This is a genomic window from uncultured Brachyspira sp. (genome assembly GCF_944393015.1).
In the GTDB taxonomy this organism is placed as follows: Bacteria; Spirochaetota; Brachyspiria; order Brachyspirales; family Brachyspiraceae; genus Brachyspira.
On sequence record NZ_CALXYQ010000045.1, the window covers coordinates 1 to 22,258 of the forward strand.

Annotated in this window: 18 protein-coding genes; 4 read left to right on the plus strand and 14 right to left on the minus strand. The window is 27.8% G+C overall.

The features are described from left to right. Positions 1 to 217: 217 nt before the first annotated feature. The 6 genes from Q0K19_RS12175 to tyrS all read right to left on the minus strand — a co-directional run bounded on the left by Q0K19_RS12175 (position 218) and on the right by tyrS (position 10,734). Positions 218 to 964, minus strand: coding sequence for an ankyrin repeat domain-containing protein (locus tag Q0K19_RS12175; RefSeq protein ID WP_297248317.1), 747 nt, complete (start codon positions 962 to 964; stop codon positions 218 to 220). Positions 965 to 1,090: 126 nt separating this feature from the next. Next, positions 1,091 to 2,125 (minus strand): NADH:flavin oxidoreductase/NADH oxidase, encoded by a 1,035-nt coding sequence (locus tag Q0K19_RS12180; RefSeq protein ID WP_297248319.1) that lies wholly within the window; start codon positions 2,123 to 2,125, stop codon positions 1,091 to 1,093. 168 nt (positions 2,126 to 2,293) lie between these two features. Beyond that, positions 2,294 to 4,996, minus strand: coding sequence for an ankyrin repeat domain-containing protein (locus tag Q0K19_RS12185; protein ID WP_297248321.1), 2,703 nt, complete (start codon positions 4,994 to 4,996; stop codon positions 2,294 to 2,296). Between the two features lie 78 nt (positions 4,997 to 5,074). Then, on the minus strand, positions 5,075 to 6,529 hold the full coding sequence (locus Q0K19_RS12190) for an ankyrin repeat domain-containing protein (protein WP_297248324.1): 1,455 nt from the start codon (positions 6,527 to 6,529) through the stop codon (positions 5,075 to 5,077). Positions 6,530 to 6,569: 40 nt separating this feature from the next. Beyond that, a complete protein-coding gene (locus Q0K19_RS12195; RefSeq protein ID WP_297248326.1) occupies positions 6,570 to 9,509 on the minus strand; it encodes an LPS-assembly protein LptD in 2,940 nt (979 codons plus the stop codon). A gap of 28 nt (positions 9,510 to 9,537) precedes the next feature. Continuing rightward, positions 9,538 to 10,734: a tyrosine--tRNA ligase gene (gene tyrS / locus Q0K19_RS12200; protein WP_297248328.1), complete on the minus strand. Its 1,197-nt coding sequence runs from the start codon at positions 10,732 to 10,734 to the stop codon at positions 9,538 to 9,540. A 377-nt stretch (positions 10,735 to 11,111) separates the two neighbouring features. Here tyrS and gyrB point away from each other — a divergent pair, with 377 nt between their 5' ends. The 3 genes from gyrB to Q0K19_RS12215 all read left to right on the plus strand — a co-directional run bounded on the left by gyrB (position 11,112) and on the right by Q0K19_RS12215 (position 14,416). Further along, complete coding sequence (gene gyrB, locus Q0K19_RS12205) at positions 11,112 to 13,022, plus strand: DNA topoisomerase (ATP-hydrolyzing) subunit B (protein WP_297248330.1); 1,911 nt, start codon at positions 11,112 to 11,114, stop codon at positions 13,020 to 13,022. Positions 13,023 to 13,114: 92 nt separating this feature from the next. After that, the gene (locus Q0K19_RS12210) at positions 13,115 to 14,086 is read left to right on the plus strand and encodes an NAD(P)-binding domain-containing protein (RefSeq protein WP_297248332.1); all 972 of its coding nucleotides are present in this window, start codon (positions 13,115 to 13,117) and stop codon (positions 14,084 to 14,086) included. 27 nt (positions 14,087 to 14,113) lie between these two features. Continuing rightward, a complete protein-coding gene (locus tag Q0K19_RS12215; protein WP_297248334.1) occupies positions 14,114 to 14,416 on the plus strand; it encodes a PTS sugar transporter subunit IIB in 303 nt (100 codons plus the stop codon). A 55-nt stretch (positions 14,417 to 14,471) separates the two neighbouring features. Here Q0K19_RS12215 and Q0K19_RS12220 read toward each other — a convergent pair whose 3' ends face one another. The 5 genes from Q0K19_RS12220 to Q0K19_RS12240 form a co-directional block, all read right to left on the minus strand. Next, on the minus strand, positions 14,472 to 15,371 hold the full coding sequence (locus tag Q0K19_RS12220; protein ID WP_297248336.1) for an ABC transporter substrate-binding protein: 900 nt from the start codon (positions 15,369 to 15,371) through the stop codon (positions 14,472 to 14,474). Positions 15,372 to 15,403: 32 nt separating this feature from the next. After that, complete coding sequence (gene nadD / locus Q0K19_RS12225) at positions 15,404 to 15,985, minus strand: nicotinate (nicotinamide) nucleotide adenylyltransferase (RefSeq protein ID WP_297248338.1); 582 nt, start codon at positions 15,983 to 15,985, stop codon at positions 15,404 to 15,406. A 176-nt stretch (positions 15,986 to 16,161) separates the two neighbouring features. Further along, the gene (locus tag Q0K19_RS12230; protein ID WP_297248340.1) at positions 16,162 to 18,006 is read right to left on the minus strand and encodes a bifunctional UDP-sugar hydrolase/5'-nucleotidase; all 1,845 of its coding nucleotides are present in this window, start codon (positions 18,004 to 18,006) and stop codon (positions 16,162 to 16,164) included. Between the two features lie 75 nt (positions 18,007 to 18,081). Continuing rightward, on the minus strand, positions 18,082 to 18,444 hold the full coding sequence (locus Q0K19_RS12235; RefSeq protein WP_297248342.1) for a hypothetical protein: 363 nt from the start codon (positions 18,442 to 18,444) through the stop codon (positions 18,082 to 18,084). 25 nt (positions 18,445 to 18,469) lie between these two features. Then, a complete protein-coding gene (locus Q0K19_RS12240) occupies positions 18,470 to 18,808 on the minus strand; it encodes a hypothetical protein (protein WP_297248344.1) in 339 nt (112 codons plus the stop codon). Between the two features lie 140 nt (positions 18,809 to 18,948). Here Q0K19_RS12240 and pepF point away from each other — a divergent pair, with 140 nt between their 5' ends. Beyond that, positions 18,949 to 20,769: an oligoendopeptidase F gene (gene pepF / locus Q0K19_RS12245; RefSeq protein ID WP_297248346.1), complete on the plus strand. Its 1,821-nt coding sequence runs from the start codon at positions 18,949 to 18,951 to the stop codon at positions 20,767 to 20,769. 193 nt (positions 20,770 to 20,962) lie between these two features. Here the strand turns inward: pepF and rplT are convergent, their stop codons facing one another. From rplT to infC, 3 genes are all read right to left on the minus strand, one after another. Further along, a complete protein-coding gene (gene rplT / locus Q0K19_RS12250) occupies positions 20,963 to 21,316 on the minus strand; it encodes a 50S ribosomal protein L20 (RefSeq protein ID WP_297248348.1) in 354 nt (117 codons plus the stop codon). 15 nt (positions 21,317 to 21,331) lie between these two features. Then, positions 21,332 to 21,535, minus strand: coding sequence for a 50S ribosomal protein L35 (gene rpmI, locus Q0K19_RS12255; RefSeq protein ID WP_008725923.1), 204 nt, complete (start codon positions 21,533 to 21,535; stop codon positions 21,332 to 21,334). Between the two features lie 123 nt (positions 21,536 to 21,658). After that, positions 21,659 to 22,246, minus strand: a complete 588-nt coding sequence (infC, locus tag Q0K19_RS12260) for a translation initiation factor IF-3 (protein WP_297248351.1) — start codon at positions 22,244 to 22,246, stop codon at positions 21,659 to 21,661. Between the last annotated feature and the right edge of the window lie 12 nt (positions 22,247 to 22,258).

The window sequence follows — 22,258 nt, forward strand, 5'->3', positions numbered from 1 at the left end:
GAGTTTAGAGTTTAGAGTTTAGAGTTTAGAGTTTAGAGTTTAGAGTTTAGAGTTTAGAGTTTAGAGTTTAGAGTTTAGAGTTTAGAGTTTAGAGTTTAGAGTTTAGAGTTTAGAGTTTAGAGTTTACTCCTAAATCTATTTTTATATTATATCATAAAAACTATATTTTGTCAAATTATAAAAAAACAAATGATTATCAATTTAAACAAATATATTATTATCTTACAGCACCATATTTAATTAAAATTTCAGCCATTTTATAATTTTTATTCTCTTCAGACATAGTTAAAGCTGTTTTATTATAATTATTTCTTTTGTTTACATCAGCACCATTTTCTATCAATATTTCAACCAATTCTCTATAATCCAATATAGCCGCATACATCAAAGCACTATAACCATGAATATCTTGAATATTAACATCAGTACCCAAATCTATAAAAGTTTTAACCATATCAGCATTGGCCTTATTTAAAATATTATACATTAAAGCTGTTTTACCATCTAAATTCTGCGCATTCATATTTGCACCTGATTCAGCAAGCAATTTTATAATATTTACATCTCTGCTTGAAGCATACATCAATGGTGTAGATTTATAATTATCTGTAAGATTAACATCAGCCTTGTACCATATAAGCATTTGTATCATATCAAAATCACAAGTACTGCTTGCATATATTAAAGCAGTTTTTCCGCTGTCATTTTGCATATTAGGATTGGCATTGTTTTTTAGTAACAACTCTAATATATAAATATCTTTATTAAATACGGCATGCATCAAAGGAGTAACACCATATCTGTCTTGAACATTAATATTAACATCTTTTTTATTAAGTATATTTCTAATTGACATAATATCAGATTTTTCAGCTGCCATAATTAAATCATTTTCTTTTTGAGTAAATGAATAAATAATATTACAGCAGAGGCTTATAAATATGATAATAAATAAAGATTTCATAATTTACAATTCTATTACTAAATAAAAATATATCAACTATTAAATTTAATAATCATACAAATAAAAAAGTCTGACTATGCCTAAACATAATCAGACCTTAAATTAAATAAAAAATATTAATGATTATTATCTCTTAGCTTGTTCATATTGTTTAGGGAATGGCACATCAATACCTAAAGTTCTAGCAGCCTGTAATGCCCAATATGGATTTCTTAATAATTCTCTTCCAATATATACAGCATCAGCAGCTCCATTTCTTACTATCATATTAGCCATTTTAGGATCAGTTATTAATCCTCCGCCAATGCAAGGAACTTTCATATATTGTTTTAATTCACGGCAGAATGGAATTTGATATCCTTCATAAGGAATGATTTTTCCGTCTGCAGTAACAGCACCTGTACTAACATTGATAGAATCAAATAAACCTTCTGCTTCTAATGGCTTTAACATATCTACAAAATCTTTTACTGTGTTTCCGCCTTCTTTCCAATCATAAGAAGATATTCTGATTTGAATAGGGAAATCTTTACCCAATACCTCTCTTCCTTTTCTTAGCACTTCTTCCAAAATCTTAACTCTGTTTTCTCCGTATTCATCTTTTCTTTGATTTGATAACGGAGATAAGAAAGTAGATATTAAATAACCATGAGCAGCATGTACTTCCACCATATCAAAACCTGCTTTTTTAACTCTTTCAAATGCTTTTCCAAAAGCTTCAACTGTATCAGATATATTCTCTTTGGTCATCTCTACCGGAGTTCTGTACTTATCATTAAAAGGTATAGGACTTGGAGCATAAATTTTATCAGTTTTAGCAGATTCGCATTTTCTTCCAGCATGCACAAGCTGTATTCCAACTTTAGCTCCTTGAGAATGCACAGCCTCAGAAATTCTTTTTAATCCGCTTATAAACTTGTCATCCCATATAGCTAAGTCTCCGTCAGTTATGGAACTGGCAGGACCGTTCACTCCGCTGGCTTCAACTATAACCAATCCTACTCCTCCTACAGCTCTGGTAACATAATGAAGAACATGGAAATCGGTAACTTCTCCGTCATTTGAGCAATACATATCCATAGGAGGCATTATTATACGGTTTTTTATTTCAAGACTACCTATTTTCAAAGGTGTAAAAAGATTACTTTTTTCTGGTTTCATAAAATAACTCCTAATTAAAATATTCAATATCTATTATAATATAGTACTATATAGTATATAATAATTTTGATTATATTTCAATTTCACAATATAATTAATTCATAGTTATATTATCTTTAATTAAATATGATTAATTAGAATAAGAGTTTTGATATACATTTTATACATTTATTTTTTTAATAAATCTGAAGCTATTAATCCTGCATTATTTTTTATATCAGTTTTTGCTCCGCTTTTTATAAGAAGTTCTATAGTAGTTGCATATCCTTTTTCATTAGCATAATGTAAAGGAGTATTTCCGTCATTATCCTGAGCATTAATACTTAAAAAAGTATTAGATAAATAATATGATATAGCATTGTCATTACCATACATAGCAGCAAAATGCATAACGGTTCTTCCGCTTAAAGATTTTTCTTTAGTTAAACTAGAATCTTTTGAAAGTAAAAAATGTATCATGTCAGGAGTAGAAAAAGCTGAAGCATAAAATAAACTGCAATAACCATTATAATCTTTTTTTCTCATATCAGAACCGCTTTCTATAAGCAAGTTTACTGCATTAGTATTGCCTTTAAATATCGCATATTGCAAAGGAGTTGTACCATTAAATAATACTTCTCCGCTGAAATTTTGACCTTTCACAGAATAAACATTTGTATAATTATTAAGAGGCATTTCTATATCTATAACATTACTATAGCTTAAAAGTGCTTTCATAGCTTCTAATTGATCATAATTAATAGCATAAAGTAAAGGAGTAAATCCTTCTTCATTTCTTGAATTTATATCTATACCATTTGAAATAGATTTTAAAATATCCTCAATATTGCCATTATATATAGCATCGAATAAAGGCTTGCTAGTTTCATATATATGAGAATAATCATCATCTGCATCAGGCTCTACATAATCATCATTCTCATCATCAAAGGTTTTATCATCGCTATACTCATATATTAAATCATCAGCAAAATTATTAACCTGCAGTACTTTTACTTCATCAAGCATGCTATCATTATACTGCATATCATAATATGAATTTGTTAATATAGTATTATTATTTGTATCATTCATACTATTAAAATTAGTATTTCCATATAAATCATTATTTGCTTTGCTATTATTTAATTTTTCATTAGTATAAAAATTACTATAAGAACCATCATTTATATTAATATCATTTATATTAATATCATTTATATTAATATCATTTATATTAATATCATTTGTTATAATGTTATTAGTTATGATCTCATTAGTAATGCTATTATTTGTATTTATACTATTACTTATAATACTCTCTATACTCTCAACACCATCACCATAAAGTAAATCAGAAGCAGTTTTTCCATCATAATTTTTTATAGTATAATTAGCCCCTTTTAATAATAAAAATCTATATGTATTACTATTATGATTTTTCACTGCCAAATGCAAAGGAGTATTACCATCAATATTTTGTGCATTTATATTGATAGGAGTTCTATTCATAAGTGCAGTCAGAGTATTAGTATTTCCTAATAATGCTGCATTATGTAAAGGAGTATCCCCATATATATCAACAACTCTATAAGAATTACTGCTGTAATTTAAAAGCGTATCAATAGTTTCTGCATTTCCATAACTCGCTGCATACATCAAAGCATTATTTCCTAAACTATCTTTTCTATTTATATCAGCTCCATATCTCAAAAGAGTATTTATAATATTAGTATTGCCTTTAAATATAGCATACTGCAAAGGGCTTGCATTATACAAATATACATAACCTGTGAACTCTGCTCTGCTTTCATTAAAATATAAATCATCTCTTGGTATAAAACTAGTTTCTATATTAATAATATTTGTATTATCAATTCTATATTTTAAAAGTTCATTAACCATATTATCTTTACCAAGATGTATAGCATAAGTAAGAGGAGTTTCATAAGCTATAATTACAGAGTTCATATTAAAGTTAGAATACATCATTATATTTCTTAAAGCATTAGTATCTGATTCTTGAATAGTTCTAATAATATACATATTTTCTTCATAAGTATTTGTAAATGAATTATTATTTTCTCCATTAATATCAGCACCTAAATCAACAGCTGAACTTCCTCCGGATAAAATATATTCAGGCTTTACTCCGTAATTATCTCCTATATCTTTATTAGCACCAAGTTTAATAAGAAGATTGTAAGCCTCTTTTTTTCCATGATAAGCAGCATAATATAAAGCAGTGCATCCGTTTGAATCTCTGTCATTTATATTCATATTAACATTTTTAACTAAAAAATTAATAGTGTCTAAATTATTGAGAGAAGCAGCATAATGAAGTCCATTAATATCAGCATTAGGAGTTTTATCATTAACTAAGTTTCTGTCTTTTACAAGAAGCATTCTTATAATATTGCCATTACCAAAACCGCATGCATATAAAAATACAGAACTTCCTTCATTATCCCTAGCTTTAACATCAGCATTTTTATCTATTAACTGTTTAACTATTCTTGGATTACTTTTAAATATAGCAAACATTAAAGGAGTAGCCCCTCCTATATTAAAGCTATCGCCTTCAACTTTATTTATATATGGGTAATCTGCAAAATCATCAGGAAGTTTAGCTTCAATATTAACATCGCTATATTCAAGCAATACTCTCACCGCTTTTTCATTACCGCATTCAATAGCATACAAAAGAGGAGTTAATCCTTTTTCATTTGTAGCATTCAAATCCATTTTATATCTTAAAAGATTTTTTAATTGTGATTCATATTTATTTTCTTTTATAGCATTAAAAAATTCCTGCTCTTTTTGAGTCAATGCAAATATATTAAAACTAATAGTAAAAAGTAATATAATAGATAAAAATCCGTTTCTAATCATAAAAATAATTCCCTAGTAAACATAATTACAAAATTATATAATAATAATTAATTAATGCAATATAACAAAATTGATAATTTACTGTAAAACATCAGCAGGCTTTAATCCATCATTATTAGCTATATTTTTGTCAGCACCCAATCTTAAAAGTAAGTTATAGGCTTCTTTTTTTTTGTTGGCAGCAGCATAATATAAAGCAGTCCAACCATCATCATCTTTAGCATTGATATCTACTTTTAAATTTCTAACTAAATATTTTATATTGTCTAAATTATCATAAACAACAGCCATATGAAGAGGTGTAACATTATCTTTCGTTTTACTGTTAATAAGATTTTTATTTTTTGATAGAATATTTCTAAGCATAGAACTATTTCCAAAAGCAGCAGCATATAAGAATGTAGACCAGCCTTCTTCATCTGTGGCATTCACATTCGCACCTTTTCTTATAAGTTCATTAACTATTCTTGAATCGCCTTTACTTTTAAATATGGCATAAATAAGAGGAGTTGCATTTCCTATATAAACCGCATCTTCAGAGTCATCTCCCAAATGAGTAAAATAACCTTCAGGAAGTTTTGATTCTAAATCTATATTTTTATTTGCTAAAAGTACATTAACAGACCTAATGCTATTATTTTTTATGGCCAAATGTAAAGCACTTAATCCGTATCCATCTTTAGCATTAATATTTGCTCCCCTATTTATTAAAGCCCTAATATTTCTAGAATCATCTTTTTCTATAGCTTTAAATAATTCAATATCAATATCTCTTAATTCATTAACTTCATTCTCAATTTTTCTAGTAAGTACCGTTTCAGGAAGTACATTATTATTATCAGCAATATTAGTATCCGCTCCAAGTATTATTAATAAATTATAAGTTTCCATACTTTTAGAATGTGCTGCATGATAAAGAGCTGTCCATCCGTCTATATCTCTAGCATTAATATCTATATTAGAATTAGTACATAAATACATTACAGTATCAAGATTATTATAATCACAAGCTATATGCAAAGGTGTTACATTAAATTCTGTTTTAGTATCAAGTAAAGTACTGTCTTTTTCAGCTAATAATGCCATAGTATTCAAATCAGAAAAAGCTGCAGCATACATAATACTATTCCAAGTTTTAAAATCTCTAGCTTTTAAATTAGCACCATTATCCACTAAAATTTTAGTTATTTCTCCGGCATTTTTATATATAGAATAAAGTAAAAGAGTGGCTCCTCCTAAATTATTTGGATAGTCATCTGGAAGTTTTGAGTTAATATTTATATTCTCATTGCTTATAACTGTTCTTATATATTCTGCATCATAATTATCTATAGCTTCATATAAACTACTATATTTTATCTCTGAATTATAATTAACTTCTACTTCATTAGTATAATTAATATCGTAATCGCTGTTTACAATTTCATTAGTATAGTTAGTATATATATTATCATTAGTAAATATATGATTCTCATTTTCTTGAGAAAAAATGAAAGTACTTAAACATAACATTATAATAAAAACTTTCTTCATAAAAAATAACTCTCTATATCGAATCAATATTAATATATCATTATTGTGTCCTAGCAGCATTATCTTTCAAATCAGTAATAGTACTATTAAGATCGTACTCTCTCTTAGGCAAACCAACAGTAGGAAAGTCTGTAAGAGTAAACTCAATCCAAAACTCTTTATTCCAGTAAACACCTTTTACTGAACCAGAAGTAATATCAGAAGGCAGTGTAGAAGGTCTGACAGCAAAAGTAGCCTGAATCTGCCATCCATCCAATTCATGCCATATACTAGCCTCTATTGATTTTAACTTAAATAAACTTGCCGTTCTCTTTTTGGCATCAGAGAAATTAAATGAATCTATAATATCCCAGAAAGGATTTACCCAAGTTTGATTTTCCTTCTCAGCATAGGATTTTATATATCTGTAAGCATTCTCATTGGCACTAGTAGTTGCTATTCTAAATTTCCATTGTTTTAATACCTGCAGCTCTATACCAAATGTAAAAGCTGCTGTATTGTATCTGTAATTGATAAAATCATGAGTAAAAGAAAAACCAAAATACAAATTAAAATCATTAACTACACCATCAAAAAAAGGTTTCTTATTATTTTTCATTAAAATCCAATCTGTAATTTTACCTAAAGGTATAGGGAAGTGAAAATATGCATTTATTCTATTAGCTGTTAAATTAGTTCCTAATAAATTTCTAGTTACGTCATAAGAAATATAAGACTGGTTGTATAAAAGTCTTGCAGAAGCTCCTACCTCAGTTGTTAGCATTTTATTTGTAGAAAATTCAACTTGATAAGATTTTGTTTCGGCATTATATGTAGGTATAAAATCATAACCTGTTGTTATAAACGTTTCCATATTGAGGTTTAAATCAGGCAGATAAAATAAACTATACCCTGTTCCGCCCATAGAAAATTTAGTTGTAAAATTATGATTATTAAATTCCCCCAATTGTGAATTTCCATAATCATTATCAATATATTTTTCTTTAAATCTATATCCTAAAGTATATGTAGTATCCCATCTAACAGTAGGTTCAAAATATTTAGTAAAATTATAAGGTAATATGCTGTATGGTAAAAACATAGAAAAATTCATTCCTGTTCCTATACCTAAATATGTATTATCTTTATCATAAATCAAATCTTCAGCTGTAGGTGATTTACTATTTTGATATCCATATTCCATATTAACACTAGGTACAAATCTTATAAAATCATTAGTAAAAGTTCTTGATACATCTCCATACAAATTAAGATTATCTCTCTCTGAAAGTTTATTATTTAATTGTTCATCAAGTCTAGGATTATTATAAAAAGCAATACCTTCTGAAGTTTTATAATTAATAGTATGATTATAATTAGCTCTTAAATTATAGTTAATATTAACATTTGGAAAATAGTAAGAGGTTTCATCTCCAAACACAGAATTATAGCTAGCCTCTACAGAAGGAAGAATAAGTTTATATGGTTTAGGCATATAATAATCGAAATTAGTATTATTATCTACAGATATATTTCTAACGGCTTCCAAATCCCATTCAGCACCTACTTTTAAATTTAATCCATAAATATTATTATTAACATATACCGAATTTTCAATATAACTTTCAGGATAAGAATCACCTATATCCTGTAAATTACCTGTAAGGGATGTAAAAAATGTCAATATATCAAACTGACCTCTTTGATTATAAAAGTCAGATCTAAAATACAAATCACTATTTAAATTCAATTTACCTGTAACATAACTATTTATATTTTGACTGCTATATAATTGAATTGTATGATCATATTGAAATTTATATCTTGGTACAAATTTTCCAGACTCACCTGAAGCAAAATAGTTAACATACCTAGTTCCATAACCTATACTTGATGTTATATAAGAGTCTAGTAAATAATACTGTCTTCCTAAAGCAAACATAGCATCAAGTGCTAAATTTTGATACTGACTTGTATATCTTATCTCATCACCAATTAAAAAACCCAATTTCTGATAGGCATCAAATCTTAACTTGTGCTGAACACCATATAAGTCAAATATTTTATAGTTCTGTATATAAACACCCTCTCTCAAAGATTGTCCAAAAGAAGATATAATGCCCGTACCAAAATTATTTTGAATAAACAAAGGAAAATAAAATACCGGCTGTCTGCCTACTCTATAAATACCATTAAATATCATCATCTTTTTAGTATCCCAAAGATAAACTCTGCTTACTAAAAAATCATGAGCAATAGGTGTAAGACGGGAAAAACTAACACTGCTGTTTTCTGCAAAAAAATCCTGATCATTGAATTTTATTATACGTCCTTCAACTCTGAAACCCATAAATTTAGTGCCGCCGCCGTATAGAATACCCCTTTTATTTTCCCTATTGAGCATAAACCATTCACCATTAAGTGTACTGCCCTCTGCCTCAACAGTTATATTTCCTGAAGCAAAAACCTCCCCTGTTTTTAAACTATAAACAACCCTATCAGCAATCAATGTATTATTATACATTTTCATGGTAACATTACCATATAATGATATAAGCTCTTCTCCTGCTTCTTCTACTGCATATCTTTCAGCAAAATCAGCCCCTACGAGTTCTACTTGAGCCCCGCCTTTGTTTATGGTTGTCCTAGCAATTTCTTTTACTTGATCATCACCTCTAATAACTTCTTGTTTTATATTTACTTGTCTTTCAATAATCCTAGCTCTTAAGCTGCTTTCCGTATCATAAGGATAAATTTCTATATTATTAACTCTAGCATACTCCCGAAGTACATAATATGGAGTGAAGTTTACTAAATTAATAAATGAAACCGGATTTCTTCTGGCATCGAATCTATTTATCTGCATTATTGCACTTTCACCTACATTATTGGTTGATATAGTATTATTATTTGTTGCAATAGTATTATCTGCATTAGTATCTTGAGCATATAAATACACATTAAATATTAATGTAAATAATAACAAGATAAAGATTCGCATTGTATCCTCTAAAACTCAATCACTAATTTTAAGAAAATTTAATTTTAAAGAAATTGCGTTTCCCTACTTTTAAAATCCCCTCTTTTGAAATAACTGCATTTATATCATTTATCTTTTCATTATCCAAAGTCACGCTTCCTTGAGATACAAGTCTTTTCAAATTAGATTTACTTTCTGATGACATACAAACAGATAATACATTTAAAATATTATCATCTTTATTAATAGTAACTTCTTCTATTTCATCAGGAAGTCCTTTAGAACTAAATATTCTTTTGAACTCTTCTTCAGCATTTAAAGCTTCTGCTTCTCCATAATATATTTTTACTATTTCTTTTGCTAATATTCCTTTTATGTTTCTAGGATTTTCACCATTTTCCATAGCTTTAACATAGTTCTTTATATCATCCAAAGGTATATCTGTAAGAAGCTCCATATATTTAGATATTAAACTATCTGGAATACTCATAGCCTTACCATACATATCTTTAGGGCTGTCATATATTCCTATATAGTTTCCTAAAGATTTACTCATCTTCTCAACACCATCTAAACCTTCTAATAAAGGAACAGTAATAACTGCCTGAGGAGACAATCCATATTCTTTCATTAAAGTTCTGCCTACAAGCAAATTAAATTTCTGGTCATTTCCTCCAAGCTCAACATCGCATTCCAAAGAAACAGAATCATATCCCTGTGCTAATGGATACAAAAATTCCATAATACTAATAGGCTGTCCATTTTTATATCTCTTAGAAAAATCATCTCTCTCTATCATCTGGGCTACAGTATATCTTGAAGTAAGTCCTAGTACATCAGCAAAACTCATTTTCTCAAGCCACTTAGAATTAAATTCAACTATAGTTTTTTCAGGATCTAAAATTTTAAAAACTTGCTGTTTATAAGTTTCTGCATTTTTCAAAACATCTTCCAAAGTAAGTCTTGGTCTTGTTTTAGTTTTTCCTGATGGATCTCCTATTCTTCCTGTGAAATCACCTATCAAAAATATAACCTTATGTCCTAATAATTGAAAATGTCTCATCTTCCTTAATAGTACAGTATGACCCAAATGTATATCAGGTGCTGTAGGATCGAATCCCGCTTTAACTGTTAATTGTTTTCCGCTTTTTAATTTTTCTTTTATTTCTTCTAGTCCGATAACTTCGCTGATTCCTCTTGTAATTAATTCTATAGACTCATCTACACTGTATTTTTTATCTTCCATTTTTATATCCCTTTTAATAAAAAAATTATTTTATAACAATATAATTTTACTAGAATATTAATCATAATGTAAATTTCAATTAAAGTCAAATAAAGAATTTTTATTATGTTAATTTATAATAAGAAAAGATAATAATATATGAAGATAATTTTATATTTTCTTATTTTTGAAAATATTTCTCATTTATTCATATAAAAATAACTGATTTGAATTTGTATTTATTTTAAATATATTTACAAATATAAGAAGAAGAAAAAAAGTTAGAATATTCTAATTTTTATAGAAAAATACAGTAATATTAATTTGTAATATTTAACTATTCATTGTATAATATATACATTAAAATTTGAAAATAAATTAAGAGGAAAATTACAAATATGGCTGCAGAAAAAACATATAGCTCGAAGAATATTCAAGTTTTAGAAGGATTAGACCCTGTTAGAAAACGTCCGGGTATGTATATCGGTTCTACAGGTGCTCAAGGTTTGCATCACTTAGTATATGAGGTTGTAGACAATAGTATAGATGAAGCTATGGCAGGATATTGTAAGAATATAACTGTTACTATAAAGAAAGGCAATATAATACAAGTGGAAGATGACGGAAGGGGTATACCTGTTGATATGCATCCGAAACTTAAAATTTCTGCTTTAGAAGTTGTTATGACTAAACTGCATGCAGGCGGTAAATTCGATAATGAAACATATAAAGTATCAGGCGGTTTGCATGGTGTTGGTGTATCAGTAGTTAATGCTTTAAGTACAGAGTTAATAGCTGAAGTTAATAAAGATGGTAAATTATACAGACAAGTTTATCATAGAGGTATTCCTGAAGAACCTGTAAAAGAGGTTGGAACAAGCAAAAAAACAGGAACTACTGTAACATTTAAAGCTGATGATGAGATATTTGAAACAACAGTATATGATTATAAAATATTAGCTAACAGACTTAGAGAATTAGCTTTCTTAAATAGAGGAATAAGAATTACCCTTGTAGATGAAAGAGAAGCAGAAGTTGTAAGTAATGAATTTTATTATGAGGGCGGTATAGAAATGTTTATAGCTCACCTCAATGAAAATAAAAAGCCATTGCATGATAAGCCTATTTACCTTCATAAAAATGAAGATAAAACAGATGTAGAAGTAGCTATGCAGTATGTTGATGCATATAATGAAAATATATTCACATATTGTAACAATATCAATACTACTGAAGGCGGTACTCATTTAGTTGGGTTTAGAACTGCTTTAACTAGAGTATATACGGATTTTGCTAAAAAGCTTGAATTAGATAAAAAAAGCAAATTAACATTTATGGGAGAAGATACAAGAGAAGGTTTAGTTGCTGTAGTATCTGTAAAAATTCCTAATCCTCAATTTGAAGGACAAACAAAAACTAAGTTAGGTAATACAGAAGTAAGAGCAGTAACAGAAAAACTTGTAGTTGAAGGATTAAACGACTATTTCTCACAGAATCCTAAAGTTATAAAAGCTATATTAGAAAAAATAATATCTGCGGCACAGGCTAGAGAAGCTGCTAGAAAAGCAAGAGATTTAGCTAGAAGAAAAAATGCATTAGAAAGCGATTCATTGCCTGGAAAATTGGCTGACTGTTCAGAACAGGAAGTAGATAAATGCGAAGTATATCTTGTAGAGGGAGACTCTGCAGGCGGTACTGCTAAAGGCGGAAGGGACAGACATTTCCAAGCTATTTTACCGCTTAGAGGTAAAGTATTGAATGTTGAAAAAGCAAGACTTGATAAAATCATAGATAATGAAAGTTTAAAGCCTATAATAGCTGCATTGGGATGCGGTGTAGGTTCTTCTTTTGATATATCAAAAATAAGATATGGCAGGGTTATTATAATGGCCGATGCCGATATTGACGGTTCACATATAAGAACTTTGCTTTTAACATTCTTCTTCAGATATATGCGTCCTTTAATAGATTTAGGACATATATTTATAGCTGTTCCGCCGCTGTACAAAATAAGTTTCGACAAGAAAAATTTTGTTTATGCTTATTCAGATGAGCAAAGAGATAAAATATTAGCTGAAAATAAAGACAGAAAATATGATATACAAAGATACAAAGGTTTGGGTGAAATGAATGCCGATCAATTATGGGAAACTACTATGAACCCAGAAACTAGACTTATGTATCAGGTATTAACAGAAGATGCTGAAAAAGCAGATCAATTATTCTCTATGCTTATGGGTGATGAAGTTAAGCCTAGAAGAGATTTTATTGAATCTAATGCAAGATATGTTAAAAATTTAGACGTTTAATTATATCTTCATAATTCCATATTTGTATTTTTCTTAAATATCTTTATTTCAAATATAGGTTAATTGTATACTTTAAAAAAAGGAGACAAATTATGGATAATAAATATGATTTAATTATTGTTGGAGGCGGTCCTGGAGGAATTGCTGCTTCTGTTGAGGCTGCCATATTAGAAATGAAAAAAGTTCTTTTATTAGAAAAAGGAGATAATCACTCCACTACTATAAGAAAATTCTATAAAGATGATAAAAGAGTTGATAAAGACTATAAAGGTGAGGCTTTAGATTTAAAAGGAAACATTAAATTTGAAACTGCTACTAAAGGCGATGTATTAGATTTATTCAGTGAATGTTTATTCGGAAACTATATAGAAGCTATGTTTAATACTGAAGTTGAATCTATACAAAAAAACGGCGAATATTTAGAGGTAAGCACTTCTGATAACAAAAAATATTTATCAAAGTATGTTGTAGTTTCTATTGGTAAAATGGGAAGACCAAATAAACCTGATTATCCTATTCCTGCTAGTTTAAATAATGTTGTAAATTTCAATATTTATAAATGTAAAGAAAATGAAAAGGTATTGGTTGTAGGCGGAGGAAATTCAGCAGTTGAATATGCCTACTTGTTAGGAAAAGATAATAATGTTACAATAAACTATAGAAAAGCTGAATTTACAAGACCAAATGAAAAGAATTTGGAAACTATTAAAGAGGATATATCAAGCGGAAAAGTAAAAGCAAAACTTGGAATTGATATAACTTCAATAGAAGATAAAGAAGGAAAAGTATTAGTACATTATACTGATGGTACAGAAGATACTTATGACAGAGTAATATATGCATTAGGAGGAGTTGCCCCTGTAGATTTCTTGAAAAGATGTAATATAGAATTAGATGCGAATGGAGTACCTATGGTTAATGATAATCATGAAAGCTCTGTTCAAAATCTATTTATTGCTGGAGATATATTATATAAATCAGGAGGATCTATTGCTAAAGCATTAAATGCCGGATTTGATATAGTTAAGCATATTGATGAATTAATGAAAAAATCTGGTAATTAATAATTTAATATATTTAAGGAGTTAATTATGTTAAAAGTATTAGTGGTTTGTGCTAATGGAACAGGTACTAGCTTAATGATGAAAGAAAAAGCTCAAATGGCTTTGATAAAGCTAGGGGTTGAAAATTTATCAATAGACCATTGTGATATGAATCATTGTAAAACCGGAGATTATGATTTAATTTTCTGCCCTACTACTTTTCTTGATAGTTTTAAAGAGGCTGAAAAAAAGGGTACTAAATTAATTGGGATAAAAAATATATTATCTGAAGAAGAGTTTAAACAAAAACTTGAAGAATCCGGATATTTAGACGAGCTAAAACATAAATAATTATAATATGCTGCATAATACGATTAAAAATTATTTTGTATTATGCAGCTATATATTATTTTTCTATATAATAAAATTCATTTGAAGGTATTTTATTTCCTATTAATTTCTTATCAAAGTTATATAAAAAATTATAATAACTATTCAAAGCAAATTTCATTTTTTCACCAGTATAAAAAGTAAGTCCCATTCTATTTATACCATAAACAGCAGCCTTAGCATTAATTATCATAGATGAATATTTTATTAAACTCTCTATTTCATTCTTATTATTTATAATATAATCAGTGGAGTTTTTATACTCTTTTAAAACTTCCTGAATTAATGCTCTATTATGATTAATAAAACTATTTTTAGCAATGAGTACAGCTACAGGATAATTTTCAACATATTTAGACATTTCAACAACTATATGAACATCTTTATTTTCAAGCATAGCAGAAGATACAAAAGGTTCAGGCAATATTGCAATATCTGCATTTTTTGATGCAACTGCTTTTGCTAAATCAGGATTACTCAAAGAATAATTAATATTAACTTTAGTCAGATTTTCTTTTGATATTAAATACTGAAGCATTAAATCAGGTGCTGCCAATTTAGTACCGCAGTATACTGTTTTATTTTTTATATCATTTATAGTTTGTATTTTTTTATCAGCAGACACTATAAAAAGTTTAGTTTCTGATATTACAGCAATAACTTTATAATCTAATTGTCTGTTAAAAATTATAGCCGCCATATTAGCAGGAATTGCCGCTATATCCGTCTGCCCTTTCACTATCAATGAAAGCATATTATTAGGGGCATTTACAAAGTGAATATTTACTCCCTTATAATCTTTCATCATTTTTAAACCGCCTATTCCTGTAGGGCCGCTAAGAAGATACATTTCCTGAGAATAAAGACTTCCTATAAAAATAAAAATCATTATCAATATTAATTTTATATTCTTCATTATTTTATTTTCCTATTTTAAATTTTACCAATTTACAAATATAATTTTTTTGAAACTATATAATCATAAACTTTTTCTTTAACAAAATATCTGAATCCTTTTTTTTCTTTTATTCTATTTCTTATAAGGCTAGATGATATATCTATACGCGGAGCCATTATCACCTTAATATTATATTTATCAATATTTTCTTTATATAGATTTTTATCATCTTCCCTATTTACAACAGTTATATCTGATATTTCAGCTATTCTTTCAGGTTCTCTCCATTTATCAAAATCTTTTATCAAGTCTGCCCCTATTATAAGCCCTATTTTTCCTTCAATATTATAATTTTTATATAGATAATTTAATGTATTGATAGTATATGAAACACTGTCATTATTAAGCTCATATTCATCTAATAAAAATCTTTCATCATTTTCTATTGAAAGTTTAAGCATATTTAGCCTATCCTCATTTGATACTTCACCGCTTATATTCTTATGAGGAGGAATTTTTGCCGGTATAAAAATTACTTTATCATAATTGCAGTTTGTTATAACGGTATCAGCTAATATTAAATGTCCTAAATGAGGAGGATCGAAAGTACCTCCCAGAATAGCTATTTTCATAATTTATAAAACCTATATTTTATTTTGAATGTATTTTAATATTTAGATAAATAATTTGCAATAAGAATTTTATAATAAAACTATAATAAAAAAAGCCTGCTTAATTATTATTTAAACAGGCTTAATTTGTATATTATAATTAATTAAAAATTTTATTTATAACACTCTATTAATTGTTAAGGATATAAAAGTTTATAATCTCTTTGTTTTCCAGCCTTAACATAATTCTCAGGAACAACTTTCCAATTATTAAGTTTTTCTACTGTAATAGGACCATTTTGTTCTTCAAACCAGTTTATTATATAATATCTCAAATCCTTATCAGTAGATTTTAATACCAAATCCATATTCTGTAATGTTTCTAAATCTATACCGGCACCTTGAGTAAGATGTCCGCCGCCGCCGCTTCCTCTGTAAGAATTTATGGCAACTTTATATTCTTTATCCAATTCAAAACTTCTTCCGTCAGAAAGAGATTCTATTATAATTTTCTCTCCATTAGGTTTAGTTACATCAACAGTATAATTTAATCCTGCAACACTTTCATAATTATATGAAGGTGTTATAGTATCATAAGAATTGTATCTTTTATTAAATATTAATTTTCCGCTAGAATCTTTCTTAAAAGCTATTAAATGGTCATTAATATTATTCATAGTATTAAACCATCTTCCATAAGAATATTCCATTGCATCTTTAATCTGCTTTCCTGTAAGTTTCATAACATAAAAGAAATTCTCATAAGGATATAAATTGAACATATCTTTTACTTTTATTACACCATTATTCAAAACAGCATCCTTACTTAAAGGAGCAGCAAAAGAAATATCAGCCTTTTCACCAAGCTCTTTTTCAGCTATAGTAAACTGTAATTTATGTATAAAACTCAAAAAATAACTATCGCCGAATATGGCTTCATCTGAAACTAATTTAGTATTTAAATTACCTATATCTCTGCTAACCCATTTTTCTATATTAGCCCTTGCATCAGCAAACTTTTCTAAAAATTCTTTATCTGATTCAAATTGAGAAGGATCTAATAAATTTCCATTAAATTTTATATTCCAAGTTTTATTAGTTTTATCATAAGTCATAGAAACATCAACAGAAGCTATATATCTAGCAGAATTAACTCCTCCATATATAGGTACTATTTTTCCGCTAGGACTTTTAACTTCTTTAGTTTTTTGTTTTGAAGTTTGATCATAGCCCAATCCGCTCCATCCTTGATGATCATGTCCTACAAATATAATATCGAAACCATCAACCTGCTCTGCTACTAATTGACTTGCATTTTCATTTTTATATGTTTCTTCATCGTCTGTATGATCAGCTCCGGCATGAAATAAGCCTATAACCATATCAGGTTTTTCTTTATCTTTTATAACTTTAATCCACTTTTTGGCAGATTCCACCATATCTTCAGTAGCTAAACCTTCATATAAAACTTTTGGAAGCTGTCTGTCTATTGCAGGTTCTATAAGCCCAAGTACTGCTATTTTTACACCATTTTTTTCTATTATAGTATAAGGTTTAAAATAAGGTTCTTTACTTTTTTCATCTATTAAGTTTGCAGAAATTAAAGGAGCTTTTAATTCTTTTGCAAGCTTATCATAAACACTATGTCCTGCCTCAACATCATGGTTTCCAACTCCTACAGCATCATAATCCATATAGTTTAAAACTTCTGACCATATATGAGGTTCATTAATTGCCACAAAATTATAATAATAAACAGTAGGCTGTCCTTGTAAAGAGTCCCCATTCTCTAATAACAAAACAGTCTTACCTTCATTTTTTAATTGCTTCAAATAGGAAGATATATGTGCCATAGAAGTATCTTCTTCTTTATCTGTGATAAAATTATATGGAAAAATCATCCCATGAATATCTGTTGTCTGAACTATCGTAAAATTAACTTCTCCTTCAGGATAAACTCTATTTTTATCTTTGGAACTGCAAGATACATTTGTTAATAAGGCTGACAAAAAAATACTCATTATTATATAACCTCTTTTCATATGTTTCCTCCAATATTTCATTTGTTTAACATTATAATACATAACAAATTAAAATAAACAAGGGGATGAACAAAATTACTCTATTTTCAAAACTTTTTTCACTATATCAATATTAGCTATTATAAAATTTATAGAATTAAATATATAATATAATGTAAAAACTATAAATATTATAAAAACACTTCTTTTAATAGTTGTTCTAGTTTTACTATCTTTATCTTCTGTCCAAAATAAATCTATAATATCCTTCTTTTTCTTTTTATTTGAAGATTTATTTTTCTTATTATCTTTACTTTGTTCTTCTTGTTTTTTATTTTTTGGTAATAGTCTAAATATTAAAGATATTATAATATATATAATACATGCCAATATGACAAAATTAAATATCAAATAAAAAGTCATTATCTGTTCAATGTCATTCAAATTTAAATTTTCCATAAAATATGAATCTCCTTCTATAATTCTAACTATAAAAAAAACAAGCTATAGTTTGCTTATTTACTAAATCTGTATACTCTGCTTTCCAATAATGTATATCATTAACTTCTATATATTTTACATTATTATCATTCTTCACTATTTTAGTAATAAAAGTTTTATTTAGAAAAATATATAAATGTTTTTCATCTCCAAAACCTCCAACCGATATTTCTCTTATTTCATTTCCAGCTTTTAACTCATTATACAATATTTTTTCTAATTCATTATTTAATTTAGATAATTTATTATTTTTTATAATTTCATTTATTACTTTAATTTGCTCTTCAGTTGTTTTTTCATTAAAAATAATATGCTGCTCCAAAATAATATTCCCAAAATAAATATTTTATACTATTATATAATATATTTATTTTTTATTTTGTAAAATTCTATATTATGTTATAATTTACAAATATTAGTTAGATATGTTTTTATAAAAAAATATTAAGGAGTGAATACGATATGAGTAATGAAAATAAATCAAATACTTTAATAGAAAGAAAAGATGTAAAAATAGAAGATACTTGGGATTTAACTTTATTATATAAAAATGATGAAGAGTTTGAAAAAGATTTTAAATCAATGGAAGAGTTTTCAAAAGAAGTAAGCAAGTTTAAAGGAAATTTATCAAAATCAGCAGCTGAATTAAAAAATATATTAGATTCTATAATGAATGCTTCTATTATATTAGATAAATTAGGCTCTTATGCTTTTCTAAAACAAACAGAAGATTTAACTAATAATGATTCTAATATAAAAGTTGCTAGATTTTCAAAATTAGCTTCTGAATTCTCAGCTAATTTAAGTTATTTTGATCCTGAACTTATGAGCATTGATGATGAAAAGATGAATACTTTTTTGAAAGATGATGTGCTAAAAGATTATTTAATTTATTTAAGAAATATATTAAAATACAAGCCTCATACATTATCAGAAAAAGAGGAAAGGATATTAGCATTACAGGGAGAATTATCTTCAACTGCTTCAAATGTGTTCGATACTTTAAATGATGCCGATTTAGACTTTGGAACATTAGAATATAATGGAGAGAAAACAACATTAACACATGCTACATTCTCAAGTTTTCAAGAGAGCCAAGATAGAGAATTAAGAAAGAATAGTTATAATCAATTCTATAAAGAATATGATAAACATAAAAATACATTGGCAGAACTTTATGCAAGCCAAATCAAACAGGATATATTCGATGCTAAAATAAGAAATTATAATAGTGTACGTGAAATGGAATTATTCGGTGATGATATACCTGTAAGTGTTTATGATAGTTTAATCGAAAGTGTACATAATGCATTACCAGCTTTGCATAGCTATTATGAATACTGTGCTAATAAATTAGGAATCAGTGATTTCAGGCAGTATGATAAATATGCCCCAGTTGTAAAAGACGTAAAAATACATCATACATTTGATGAGGCTATAGAAGTTTTAAGCAAAGCATTATCTCCTTTAGGTGAAGAATATGTATCAACTCTCACAAAAGGACTTAATTCTAGATGGGTTGATAAATACGAAAATAAAGGCAAAACAAGCGGAGCATTCTCTGCAGGCTGCTATACATCAGAGCCTTATATATTGATGAATTTCAGAGATGAAAGCGTTGAATCTGTATTCACATTAGCACATGAGGCAGGACATAGTATGCATAGCTATTACAGCAGAAAGAATAATCCTTTCCAACATCATGATTATAGTATATTTGAAGCTGAAGTGGCATCTACTTTCAATGAAAAACTTTTATTCAATTATTTTATGCAAAATGAAAGTAAAAAAGAAGTTAAAGCATTTTTACTTAATAAAGATATAAACGGCTTTGTTGCTACAGTATTCAGACAAACTATGTTCGCAGAGTTTGAGCATATTATTCATAAAGAAGCAGAAGAAGGAAATCCAACAACATTGGAACTTATAAGAAATGTTTATAAAGATTTACTCAAAAAATATTTCGGAGCAAAAGCAGTATTTGAAGAAACAAGCGATTTAGAGGCTTTGAGAATACCTCATTTCTACCGATCATTCTATGTTTATAAATATGCTACAGGTATGTCAGCTGCTGTTGCTTTATCTAATAGTGTGCTTGAAGGCAATGCTAAAGGCGATTATACAAACAGAGATAATTATTTGAAATTCTTAAAAAGCGGAGGAAGCAGAACTCCTATAGAAAATTTAAAAGTTGCCGGTGTTGATATGACTAAACCTGAAGTTGTGGAAAGTGCTTTGAAATTATTTGCTAAAGAAGTAGAAGAATTAAAAGCATTGAACTAATTTAGTTTTTAATATTAAAGGCTGGCATTATTTTTTAATGTCAGCTTTTTATTTTAACTATAATATGTAAAGATCATAAAAGCTATATTCTTTATTATTTTTATTAACTCACAAATAAAAAACCGCTGGCATTCTATTAAAGAATACCAACGGCAATTTTATACATAAGTAAATATTTTTTAAGTCTAATATATTAAGCAAGTGCTTTTTTAGCTACTTCAACTACAGCCTCAAATGCTTTATAATCATCTATAGCTAAATTAGATAAAGCTTTTCTGTCAATAATAACATTAGCTTTTTTAAGTCCGTTAATGAACTTGCTGTAAGATATACCTAAAGGTCTGCAAGCTGCATTGATTCTTAAAGTCCATAAACGTCTCATCATTCTTTTTTTCTGTCTTCTGTCACGATAAGCGTATTTTAAGCCTCTCATTACAGCTTCTTTAGCTTGTTTCATTTGTTTACTATGAGAACCATAGTAACCTTTAGCCATATTTAATATTTTTTTAACTTTTTTCTTTCTTACTACACCGCTAACTGCTCTCATTCTAGTCTCCTTTTATTATCTGCCATAAGGCATTAATCTTGGCATTTCTAACATATTAGTATCATCTGCTATTCTAGCTTTACGATACTTTCTTTTAGTGTCAGGTCTTTTGCTTAAGAATTTGTGGCTACCAAATGCATGAGCAAATTTTACTTTACCAGTTTTAGAAAATCTAAAACGCTTTTTTGCACCGCTTTTTGTTTTTAATTTTTGTTTCATAAACTAATATCCTTTTAATTATATTTACTGTATGCTCAAACTATATGTATGATAAGTACATATAGGTAGTGGGCTTTATAAAAATAGCTGCTATACTTTAATTTTAAAAATTAAAGTAATATATTATTCTTCATTATTAACTTCAGAAGATTCTTTTTTATTAGCGGAACCTTCAGAATCAGTTTTCTTAACTTTTACAGGGTTAAGAACTGCAGATAAATTCTTACCTTCTAATTTAGCAGGCTTTTCTGTAGCAGCTTCATTCTCTAAATCCTGTATAATTTTATTGATAAGGTCATAGCCGAATTCAGTATGTGCCATTTCCCTACCTCTAAACATTATAGTGATTTTTACTTTGTTGCCTTCATCTAAGAATTCACGAATATGCTTCATTTTAAAGTTATAATCATGTATGCTTATCTGAGGACGCATCTTGATTTCTTTAAGCTGAACTAACTTTTGCTTTTTCTTAGCTTCTTTACTCTTCTTCTGAATATCAAATTTATACTTACCATAATTGATAATCTTACAAACAGGAGGTTCTGCTGTAGGAGCAATCTCAACTAAATCTGAACCTTCACTTTTTGCCAATGCAAGAGCATCTTTAATACTCATTACACCAAGACTTCCTCTCTCATCATGCACAACCCTAACTTCTGGTGCAGTAATAAATTGATTAATTCTCTCTCCTTCTTTTTTTACTGTTGCCATTATTTATCTACC

Bases quoted from the DNA above. Each gene is read 5' to 3' on its own strand.
- Q0K19_RS12175 (WP_297248317.1), bottom strand. From the start codon at position 964: ATGAAATCTTTATTTATTATCATATTTATAAGCCTCTGCTGTAATATT.
- Q0K19_RS12180 (WP_297248319.1), bottom strand. From the start codon at position 2,125: ATGAAACCAGAAAAAAGTAATCTTTTTACACCTTTGAAAATAGGTAGT.
- Q0K19_RS12185 (WP_297248321.1), bottom strand. From the start codon at position 4,996: ATGATTAGAAACGGATTTTTATCTATTATATTACTTTTTACTATTAGT.
- Q0K19_RS12190 (WP_297248324.1), bottom strand. From the start codon at position 6,529: ATGAAGAAAGTTTTTATTATAATGTTATGTTTAAGTACTTTCATTTTT.
- Q0K19_RS12195 (WP_297248326.1), bottom strand. From the start codon at position 9,509: ATGCGAATCTTTATCTTGTTATTATTTACATTAATATTTAATGTGTAT.
- tyrS (WP_297248328.1), bottom strand. From the start codon at position 10,734: ATGGAAGATAAAAAATACAGTGTAGATGAGTCTATAGAATTAATTACA.
- gyrB (WP_297248330.1), top strand. From the start codon at position 11,112: ATGGCTGCAGAAAAAACATATAGCTCGAAGAATATTCAAGTTTTAGAA.
- Q0K19_RS12210 (WP_297248332.1), top strand. From the start codon at position 13,115: ATGGATAATAAATATGATTTAATTATTGTTGGAGGCGGTCCTGGAGGA.
- Q0K19_RS12215 (WP_297248334.1), top strand. From the start codon at position 14,114: ATGTTAAAAGTATTAGTGGTTTGTGCTAATGGAACAGGTACTAGCTTA.
- Q0K19_RS12220 (WP_297248336.1), bottom strand. From the start codon at position 15,371: ATGAAGAATATAAAATTAATATTGATAATGATTTTTATTTTTATAGGA.
- nadD (WP_297248338.1), bottom strand. From the start codon at position 15,985: ATGAAAATAGCTATTCTGGGAGGTACTTTCGATCCTCCTCATTTAGGA.
- Q0K19_RS12230 (WP_297248340.1), bottom strand. From the start codon at position 18,006: ATGAAAAGAGGTTATATAATAATGAGTATTTTTTTGTCAGCCTTATTA.
- Q0K19_RS12235 (WP_297248342.1), bottom strand. From the start codon at position 18,444: ATGGAAAATTTAAATTTGAATGACATTGAACAGATAATGACTTTTTAT.
- pepF (WP_297248346.1), top strand. From the start codon at position 18,949: ATGAGTAATGAAAATAAATCAAATACTTTAATAGAAAGAAAAGATGTA.
- rplT (WP_297248348.1), bottom strand. From the start codon at position 21,316: ATGAGAGCAGTTAGCGGTGTAGTAAGAAAGAAAAAAGTTAAAAAAATA.
- rpmI (WP_008725923.1), bottom strand. From the start codon at position 21,535: ATGAAACAAAAATTAAAAACAAAAAGCGGTGCAAAAAAGCGTTTTAGA.
- infC (WP_297248351.1), bottom strand. From the start codon at position 22,246: ATGGCAACAGTAAAAAAAGAAGGAGAGAGAATTAATCAATTTATTACT.